7 protein-coding genes are annotated in these 8,242 nt (G+C 57.7%); 4 read left to right on the top strand and 3 right to left on the bottom strand.

The annotated features are described in order from the left end of the window. Positions 1-21: 21 nt before the first annotated feature. Genes BEN30_RS16955 through BEN30_RS16945 form a run of 3 tightly spaced genes read right to left on the bottom strand, consistent with a single transcriptional unit; the run spans position 22 to position 3,555 of the window. On the bottom strand, positions 22-1,005 hold the full coding sequence (locus BEN30_RS16955) for a quinone oxidoreductase family protein (protein ID WP_069959475.1): 984 nt from the start codon (positions 1,003-1,005) through the stop codon (positions 22-24). Positions 1,006-1,017: 12 nt separating this feature from the next. Then, on the bottom strand, positions 1,018-1,473 hold the full coding sequence (locus tag BEN30_RS16950) for a methylated-DNA--[protein]-cysteine S-methyltransferase (RefSeq protein WP_069959474.1): 456 nt from the start codon (positions 1,471-1,473) through the stop codon (positions 1,018-1,020). Between the two features lie 9 nt (positions 1,474-1,482). Beyond that, positions 1,483-3,555, bottom strand: a complete 2,073-nt coding sequence (locus BEN30_RS16945) for a thioredoxin domain-containing protein (RefSeq protein ID WP_069959473.1) — start codon at positions 3,553-3,555, stop codon at positions 1,483-1,485. A 196-nt stretch (positions 3,556-3,751) separates the two neighbouring features. Here BEN30_RS16945 and BEN30_RS16940 point away from each other — a divergent pair, with 196 nt between their 5' ends. The 4 genes from BEN30_RS16940 (at position 3,752) to rsmG (ending at position 8,225) form a co-directional block, all read left to right on the top strand. Next, on the top strand, positions 3,752-4,084 hold the full coding sequence (locus BEN30_RS16940; protein WP_069959472.1) for a (2Fe-2S) ferredoxin domain-containing protein: 333 nt from the start codon (positions 3,752-3,754) through the stop codon (positions 4,082-4,084). Further along, positions 4,081-5,448: a tRNA uridine-5-carboxymethylaminomethyl(34) synthesis GTPase MnmE gene (gene mnmE, locus BEN30_RS16935; RefSeq protein ID WP_069959471.1), complete on the top strand. Its 1,368-nt coding sequence runs from the start codon at positions 4,081-4,083 to the stop codon at positions 5,446-5,448. The genes BEN30_RS16940 and mnmE overlap by 4 nt, the downstream gene beginning before the upstream one ends. Before the next feature lie 153 nt (positions 5,449-5,601). Next, entirely contained in the window at positions 5,602-7,509 is a 1,908-nt protein-coding gene (mnmG, locus tag BEN30_RS16930; RefSeq protein ID WP_069959497.1) for a tRNA uridine-5-carboxymethylaminomethyl(34) synthesis enzyme MnmG, read from the top strand. Positions 7,510-7,601: 92 nt separating this feature from the next. After that, a complete protein-coding gene (gene rsmG / locus BEN30_RS16925) occupies positions 7,602-8,225 on the top strand; it encodes a 16S rRNA (guanine(527)-N(7))-methyltransferase RsmG (RefSeq protein ID WP_322091079.1) in 624 nt (207 codons plus the stop codon). The last annotated feature ends 17 nt before the right edge of the window (positions 8,226-8,242 follow it).

The following is an 8,242-nucleotide window of genomic DNA, read 5'->3' as shown; positions in this document are numbered from 1 at the left end:
GTAGATGCCGGGGTTTTTGTTTTAGGGTACGATAACGGTCGATCCGGTGGTTTTGCGCGCTTCCAAATCCACGTGCGCCTGGGCCACGTCCTTCAGCGCATAGCGTTGATTGACTTCGATTTTTACGGTGCCGCTTGCCACGATGTCAAACAGCTCGGCGGCCATTTTCGACAGGTTTTCCCGCGTGTTGATGTAATCAAACAAGGTTGGGCGGGTGAGGTACAACGATCCCTTTTTGCCCAACAGCGCGGGCTCAAAAGCAGGCACTGGACCGGACGAATTGCCGAATGTCACTAAGGTGCCGCGCTTTTTCAGACACTCGAGACTGTTCATGAAGGTGTCTTTGCCGATGGAATCATAAACCACGTTTACACCTTGGCCGTTGGTGAGCTCTAAGACCCGGTCTTTGAAGTTTTCTTGCTGATACAAAATGGTGTGGTGACAGCCGTGAGCTTTGGCCAGTTCCGCTTTTTTGGCGCTGCCGACGGTGCCGATGACGGTGGCGCCCAGATGTTTGGCCCACTGGCACACGATCAGGCCGACGCCGCCAGCGGCGGCGTGCATTAAAATGGTGTCACCGGGTTGAACCACGTAGGTTTGGCGCAGCAGGTATTGCGCGGTGAGGCCTTGGAGCATCATCGTCGCGGCCGTCTCGTCAGGGATGGCATCGGGAATTTTCACCACCCGATCGGCCGCGATCAAGCGCTGTTCGGCATACGATCCGGGCGGTTGTGACGCATAGGCAACCCGGTCGCCGACTTTCAAATCCGTGACGTTGGGCCCCAGTTCTTCAACGATACCAGCGCCTTCCATGCCGATGGGGCTGGGTAGGGTCAGGGGATAAAGCCCGGTGCGCATGTAGATATCGATGTAATTCAGCCCGATGGCGGTGTGGCGCACACGGATTTGTCCGTCTTGGGGCGTGCCCACGTCAACGTCTTCATAGCTGAGAACCTCAGGACCACCGTAAGCGTAAACGCGGATGGCTTTGCAGGTTTGTGTCATTTTCGGTTTCTCCTAAAGATAACCTTCGAGGCGCAACAGACTGGTTTTGGTGTCCAGCCCATCGCCACCGGAATAGCCGCCGAGACCGTTTTGACCAACGACCCGGTGACAGGGGATCAAGATGGGCAGGGGGTTTGCGCCGCACGCGGTGCCGACGGCGCGGGGCGATGAGTTTAAAATCTTGGCAATTTGGCCGTAGGTTTTGACTTGGCCGGGGGGAATTTTTTGCATTTCGCCCCACACCTGGCGTTGAAAGGCGGTGCCGTGGGCCTCAAGCGGTAATTTGATGAATTCTTCTTGTCCGCTTTTAAAATACCTGCGCAAGGCCTCGGCGACTTGGCAAAGGGGGGCGCAGTCTGTGACGCGCGGCGCATCCATTCCGTGACCCCAGTCGAGCGCCATGATTTTACCGTCGTGCTCGAACAACGTCAGATCGCCCAGTACGGTTTTGAGACAAAGGGTTTGCATGGGCAAACTCTACAGCCCCTTTAACCGTTCAATCAAGGTATCGCCGTCAAATACGGGCGCAGAGCACGTTCCGGCACGACAAATATAGGCTGTGGCTTTGCCGTTGACGGGATTTTTACCAAAAGCCGGGTGGTTGGGATTTTGCTGGGTCTGCCCGTCGGTGCGAATCAGCACCCGCAAGGCCCCCGGCGCGCTCAGCGCGGCGTTGACCAGGTGGGTGCAGTTGCCATTGTGTCCCGCGACCACCACTTGTGCGCCTTCACTCAGCAGTTCAAAGGCGTTGAGCAAGGTTGGCATGTTGGCGACGGCCCCGGCGTCTTCGGCGGGAAAGGCTTTCAGCACGTCTTCGGCGCGGTGGCGGAACTTTTCGTCATTGGTGATCAGGTACAGCCGCGCCAGCACATCGGTCATGGTGCCGTTGCCGCTGGGGGCGGCGTTGTCGGCGCTTTGGCGGGTGCGGGTGATGACATCGGTGACGTCGCGGGCACTCAGGCAATAACCACCGTCGTCTGCACACCAGAATAAATCGTCTGCCTGATTAACCCAGGCCTCGCACTGCCCCAAGTAGGTTTCATCGCCGGTGGCTTCATAGAGAAACAACGCAGCCCGGCTCATTTGCGCCAAATCGTCGAGCACCGCGTTGTGTCGAGCTTCGCCTTTGGCCCAGCTCCGCGCCAATCGACCGTTTGTGACCATGTGGTTGGAAACAAAGGTAAAAGCGGTGATGGCGGCCTCTAGCCAGGCGGGTTCATCAAACACCACTCCGGCCTTGGCCAGGGCCTGGATCATCATGCCGTTTAAGTCTGCCAAGATCTTGTCGTCGCGTCCCGGCGTTGCGCGTTGATCGCGGGCGGTTTTGAGCTTCTGGCGGGCCTGAAGCAGCATTTCTTCAATTGCCGGTTGTTGTGGGTAAAACTCTACACGCGATATAACGTTTACGCCAGCACCGCCCTCAGCCCAATTGCCGCGTTCGGTTATGCTGTAGGTTTTTTTGAACAATGGTGCCATGTCGGTGAGGAGGGTGTCGATTTCATCTAGGCTCCAGACGTAATACAAGCCTTCTTGACCGTGACCTTCATGGTCCTGTGTGTCGGCATCCAATGCGCTGGCGAAGGCAAAACCCTCTTGGTCGTCAAAAACGGTCATTTCGTTCAGCGCCCAGTCAATGGTTTCGTGCACCCGAGCGGCGTAGAGTGGAGATTTGGTTTCCGTGTAGACTTCACACAGCAAGCTGATCAGCTGCGCGTTGTCGGACAGCATTTTTTCAAAATGGGGAACCAACCATTTGTCATCGGTTGAATAGCGGGCAAAACCGCCGCCGATGTGGTCAAAAATACCACCTTGGCACATGTGATCGAGGGTATTGGTTACGGCATCGAAATACAGTCCCAGGCCGCCGCGCTGCCAAGCTCGCCACAGCAGGTTTAAAATGGGCACTTGGGGAAATTTCGGAGCCCCGCGAAAACCACCGGAAACAGGATCGATGGCCCGCAACGTGGCGCTGGCGACCTTATCGACCAACGCCAAATCAAAGCCGTCGCCGGGACGTGGCGCGGACAAGGCGTCCAGGGCTTCGCGAATGACGGCGACGTTGCTGTGGACCTGTTCGGAATTATCGGCCCAAGCCCCAGCCAGACCATTGAGGACCTGTTTAAAACCGGGGCGGCCATAGCGCTCTTCCGGGGGGAAGTAGGTCCCGCCCCAGAACGGTTCGGCTGTGGGCGTTAAAAACATCGTCAATGGCCAACCGCCGGGTTGGCGCATCAAGGCCAGTGCGGATTGATAAATGATATCCAGGTCCGGGCGCTCTTCGCGGTCGACCTTGACGTTGATGAACAGCGCATTCATCAGGGCGGCGATTTCCGGATTTTCAAAGCTTTCGTGGGCCATCACATGACACCAGTGGCAGGCCGAATAGCCGATCGACAGCAAGATGGGTTTGCCGCTTTTTTTCGCGGCTTTTAAGGCCTCATCGCCCCACGGATACCAATCCACCGGATTGTCTTGGTGCTGCAGCAGATACGGGCTGGTTTCCAGAGCCAAGCGGTTTTTACCTGCTGGCGGGCGCGGTTTTTTGGGCATACATTTGGGCCTTATGGTTTATGAATTTTGCCAACAAAAATGTCTGTCACGTAGGCTTGTCATATTTGGCGCGTTGCGCATTACCTCATGGATGATTACGTTGTGTGGCTTGAGGCCGAAAACAACCCTAAAGATTCTGTGGTTTGCATTCTTTGGCCTGTTTAAGCGCCCATGATTGTGCACAGGAGTTTTTCTTTTGGACCCATATTTTCGTCTTCACGTTTTTTGCTGCACCAACGAGCGCCCCGAAAATCATCCGCGCGGCTCTTGTGCGGCCAAGGGCTCGGTGAAGCTGCGCAATTATTTAAAGGTTCGGGCCAAGGAACTGGGCCTGGGCGACGTGCGTATCAATTCAGCAGGCTGTCTGGATCGCTGTGAGCACGGCCCGGTGATGGTGATTTATCCCGAAGGGGTTTGGTATACCTACACCAGCGTTGAAGATATTGAAGCCATCTTGAGCGAGCATATCCAACATGGTCGACCGGTCGAGCGTTTGCGGATTCAAGCGTTAGGGATTCAGGCCCCATGAGTTCTACGGATACCATTTACGCCTTAGCCAGTGGCAGCGGTCGCGCCGGAGTCGCTGTCGTGCGCATTTCCGGCCCTCAGGCCGGGGTTGCTTTGGCGGCGTTGACGGCCAAGCCGTTGCCTCAGCCGCGCCGCGCCCAACTGATGCGTTTGCGCCATCCGCAAAGCCAGGACATTTTGGATGATGCTTTGGTGCTGTGGTTTCAGGCCCCGGCCAGCTTTACCGGCGAAGACGTGGTGGAGCTGCATGTGCACGGTGGCCCAGCGGTGATTGATGGCGTGCTGGCGGCTTTATGTGGGTTGGAGGGTTTGCGTCTGGCGGAGGCAGGGGAGTTCACCCGCCGTGCATTTGAAAATGACAAACTTGACCTGACCCAGGTTGAAGGCTTGGCAGACTTGATCGAAGCGGAAACCGAAGCGCAGAAAAAACAAGCTTTGCGGCAATCCGAAGGGGAGCTGGGTCGCTTGTATGAAACCTGGCGCAGCGCTCTGATCCGCGCCTTGGCGCATTTTGAAGCCGAGCTCGATTTCAGCGATGAAGAACTGCCGGAAGATTTACATACCGCCGTGGTCGAAGACGTGCGGACGTTGTTGAGCGCTCTCCAGGCGCACTTGGGCGATGGGCGGCGTGGGGAGCGCCTGCGCAGCGGGGTGCGTTTGGCCATCATCGGTCCACCCAACGCCGGTAAATCGTCCTTGATGAACGCCTTGGCCCAGCGTGATGCGGCCATCGTTTCCGACATTGCGGGGACCACCCGCGATGTGGTTGAGGTGTATTTGAACCTCGGCGGCTATCCGCTTTTGGTGGCCGATACGGCGGGACTGCGCGAAAGTGGTGATGTCATCGAACAAGAAGGCGTGCGTCGGGCGCGCCACTGGGCTGAAACCGCAGACCTGCAATTGGCGGTGTTCGACGGTTCAGATTTGCCGTACCTGGATGCGTCCACCCGGGCTTTGCTTCATGTTGGGGCCGCCACCCGGACCATCGTGGCGGTGAACAAATCCGATTTGTGTACGGTTCCTCTGCCGACCGATATTGACGGTCACCGGGTCTGGCCACTGTGTGTGAAAAGCGGTGCAGGCCTCGATGACCTTCTGGTCCATTTGGCCCAGCGGGTGGGGGACAAGTGTCGGCTCAGCGCCGACGCTCCCGCACCGACCCGGGCGCGTCATCGGCAATCTTTGAGCCGCACCGTTCAGGCTTTGGAGCGTTTTTTGGCCCGCGACAACCGTCAGCACATGGGTGCGGAACTGGAAGCGGAAGACCTGCGTTTGGCGGCGCGGGAACTGGGGCGCATCACCGGACGGGTTAATGTGGAAGATTTGCTGGATGTAATTTTCCGCGATTTCTGTATCGGCAAGTGAGCCCCCGTAGATGGGCACGACCCACCGTGTTGTTTGTGTAGCCCACCATTCCTCTACCCTGTTGCTTGGGCGCAATGTTTCACGTGAAACATTTCACGCGGGCTTTGCACTGTCTATTTGACTTAGCTGGGGCGGATGCCTAAGTTTCCGGCCATGAGCCACGATCTTTCAAATTCTGACCATCTGACCTTTGACGTTGCCGTAATCGGCGGCGGTCATGCGGGTGCCGAGGCCGCCGCCGCCGCGGCGCGCATGGGGGCCCGGACGGTTTTGCTGACCCATCGGTGGAGTTCGGTGGGGGAGATGTCGTGCAATCCGGCCATCGGCGGGTTGGCGAAGGGGCAGTTGGTGCGCGAGGTCGATGCGCTGGATGGCGTTATGGGCCGAGCGGCGGATCAGGGCGGCATTCAGTTTCGCATGCTCAACCGTTCCAAGGGTCCGGCGGTGCGGGGGCCTCGTGCTCAGGCGGATCGCAAGCTGTACCGCCAAGCGGTGCAGGGGCTTTTGGCCGCACAAGAGAACCTCACGGTTATGGAAGTTGCTGTCGATGATTTGACTTTGGCCGCAGACGGTGGCGTCGAAGCGGTGCGCTTGGCCGATGGTCGACAGATCTCCGTGTCCTCCGTCGTGTTGACCACGGGCACGTTTTTGCGTGGGCTGATCCATTTGGGGCCGCAGACTTTCCCCGCCGGACGCATTGGCGACCCGCGCGCCTTGGGCTTAGCCTTCACCTTGCGCCGGGTCGGTTTGACCACCGGACGCTTGAAAACCGGCACACCGCCGCGTCTGGATGGCAAGACCATCGATTGGCAAAGCCTCCAGCCGCAGCCCGGTGATGCCGTGCCCGAGCCCTTTTCGTTCATGACAGCGTGCATCACCCAGCCGCAGATCGATTGTTACATCACCACCACAACCCAGGCCGGGCACGATATCATTCGTGCCAACCTGGACCGTAGCCCCATGTATTCGGGGCAAATCGAAAGCACCGGGCCGCGCTATTGTCCGTCCATCGAAGACAAAGTGGTGCGCTTTTCTGAGCGCAACAGCCATCAGATCTTTTTGGAGCCGGAAGGCTATGACGACGACACCGTCTACCCGAACGGCATTTCAACCTCTTTGCCCCGCGACGTGCAGCTGGCGTTGTTGAAAACCATTCCCGGTCTTGAGCAAACCCGCATGCTGCAGCCGGGGTATGCCATTGAATATGATTTCGTCGATCCGCGTGAACTCAATCCCACCTTGGAAACCCGCAAGGTGCGGGGGTTGTTTTTGGCCGGGCAAATCAACGGCACCACCGGATATGAAGAAGCGGCTGCACAAGGTCTGATGGCGGGGGTCAATGCGGCCTTGAAAGCTTCAAACAGCGGGGAAACCTTCGTTTTGGATCGCTCCGAAGCGTACATCGGCGTGATGATCGACGACCTGGTGACTTTGGGCACGCAAGAGCCTTACCGTATGTTTACGTCGCGCGCCGAGTATCGTCTGCAATTGCGCGCCGACAATGCGGACCGCCGTTTGACGGAGCGGGGCGCGGCCATCGGCTGTGTCGGGGCAGGGCGGTTGAACGCTTATCGCAGCAAAGCGGAACAGGTGGCCTCAGCCCTGGAGCTGACCCGGACGTTGACCGCCACCCCCAACGACCTGGCCAAACACGGACTGAAAATCAATCAAGACGGCCAGCACCGCAGCGTGGCGCAGTTGCTGGCCTACGCGGAAATCACCTGGGATCAGTTGCAGCAGATTTGGCCGCAGTTGGCCGACGTTCCTCCGGCGGCGCGTGAACAGGCGGAAATTGAAGCCAGTTACGCCGGATATATGGATCGTCAATTGGCCGACATTCACGCCTTTCGCAAAGACGAACAGTTGAGTCTGCCGACAGACCTGGATTATGACACGGTAACGGGCTTGTCCAATGAGGTCCGCGCCAAGCTGAAAGCGGTGCAGCCGGCGACCTTGGGTCAAGCGGCGCGCATTTCTGGTGTGACACCGGCGGCGTTGACCATCCTGCTCACCCATGTGCGACGGCAGTCGGGATCACGTGGCCAGCAAAAATCCGCTTAACGATTTCTTCGCACAAGCCTGCCAAAATCAAGTGAATTCAACACGTGCGGAATGTTTCACGTGAAACATTGTTAAATCGAAAGAGACGAAGAATGATGTCAGCGGCGGATTTTCAAGCGCAAACGGAAGTTTCTGACGATGTGCTGGCGCGCTTGCAAATCTATGCCGACCTGTTGGTGAAGTGGCAAGCCAAAATCAATTTGGTGGGACCGGACACGATCCCCGAGCTGTGGCAGCGTCACTTTCTGGACAGTGCCCAACTGGCTCCTTTTATCGGGGATCATAAAAAAGTTGTGGATTTCGGCAGCGGCGCGGGATTTCCCGGTTTGGTGCTGGCGGGACTGAACCCGACGCTGAATGTTCATCTGCTGGAAAGCGATCAACGCAAGGGCGTTTTTTTGCGCGAAGTGAACCGGGCCATGGGCTGTAGCGCCACGGTGCACACCGCGCGCATCGAAGCGGTGCCGTCTTTGGGGGCCGATGTGGTGACCTCGCGGGCCTTGGCGCCGTTGGACAAATTGTTGGCGTTTGCCGAGATGCACAGCTTATCCACAGGGATATACCTGTTTTTGAAGGGTAAGCGGTGGTCAGAGGAATTGACCAATGCAGAAAAAGACTGGAAGATGCGCCTCCTTCATCACCCCAGCCGGACCGATCCGACGGGCATGATCCTTGAAATAAGTGAGTGCATCCATCGTCATGAGCATCTGGAATAAAGTGCCCAAGAAAACCG

This window comes from Magnetovibrio blakemorei (assembly GCF_001746755.1).
In the GTDB taxonomy this organism is placed as follows: Bacteria; Pseudomonadota; Alphaproteobacteria; order Rhodospirillales; family Magnetovibrionaceae; genus Magnetovibrio; species Magnetovibrio blakemorei.
Note: the sequence above shows the minus strand (reverse complement) of the source record. Positions and strands in the feature narration are given on the sequence as shown.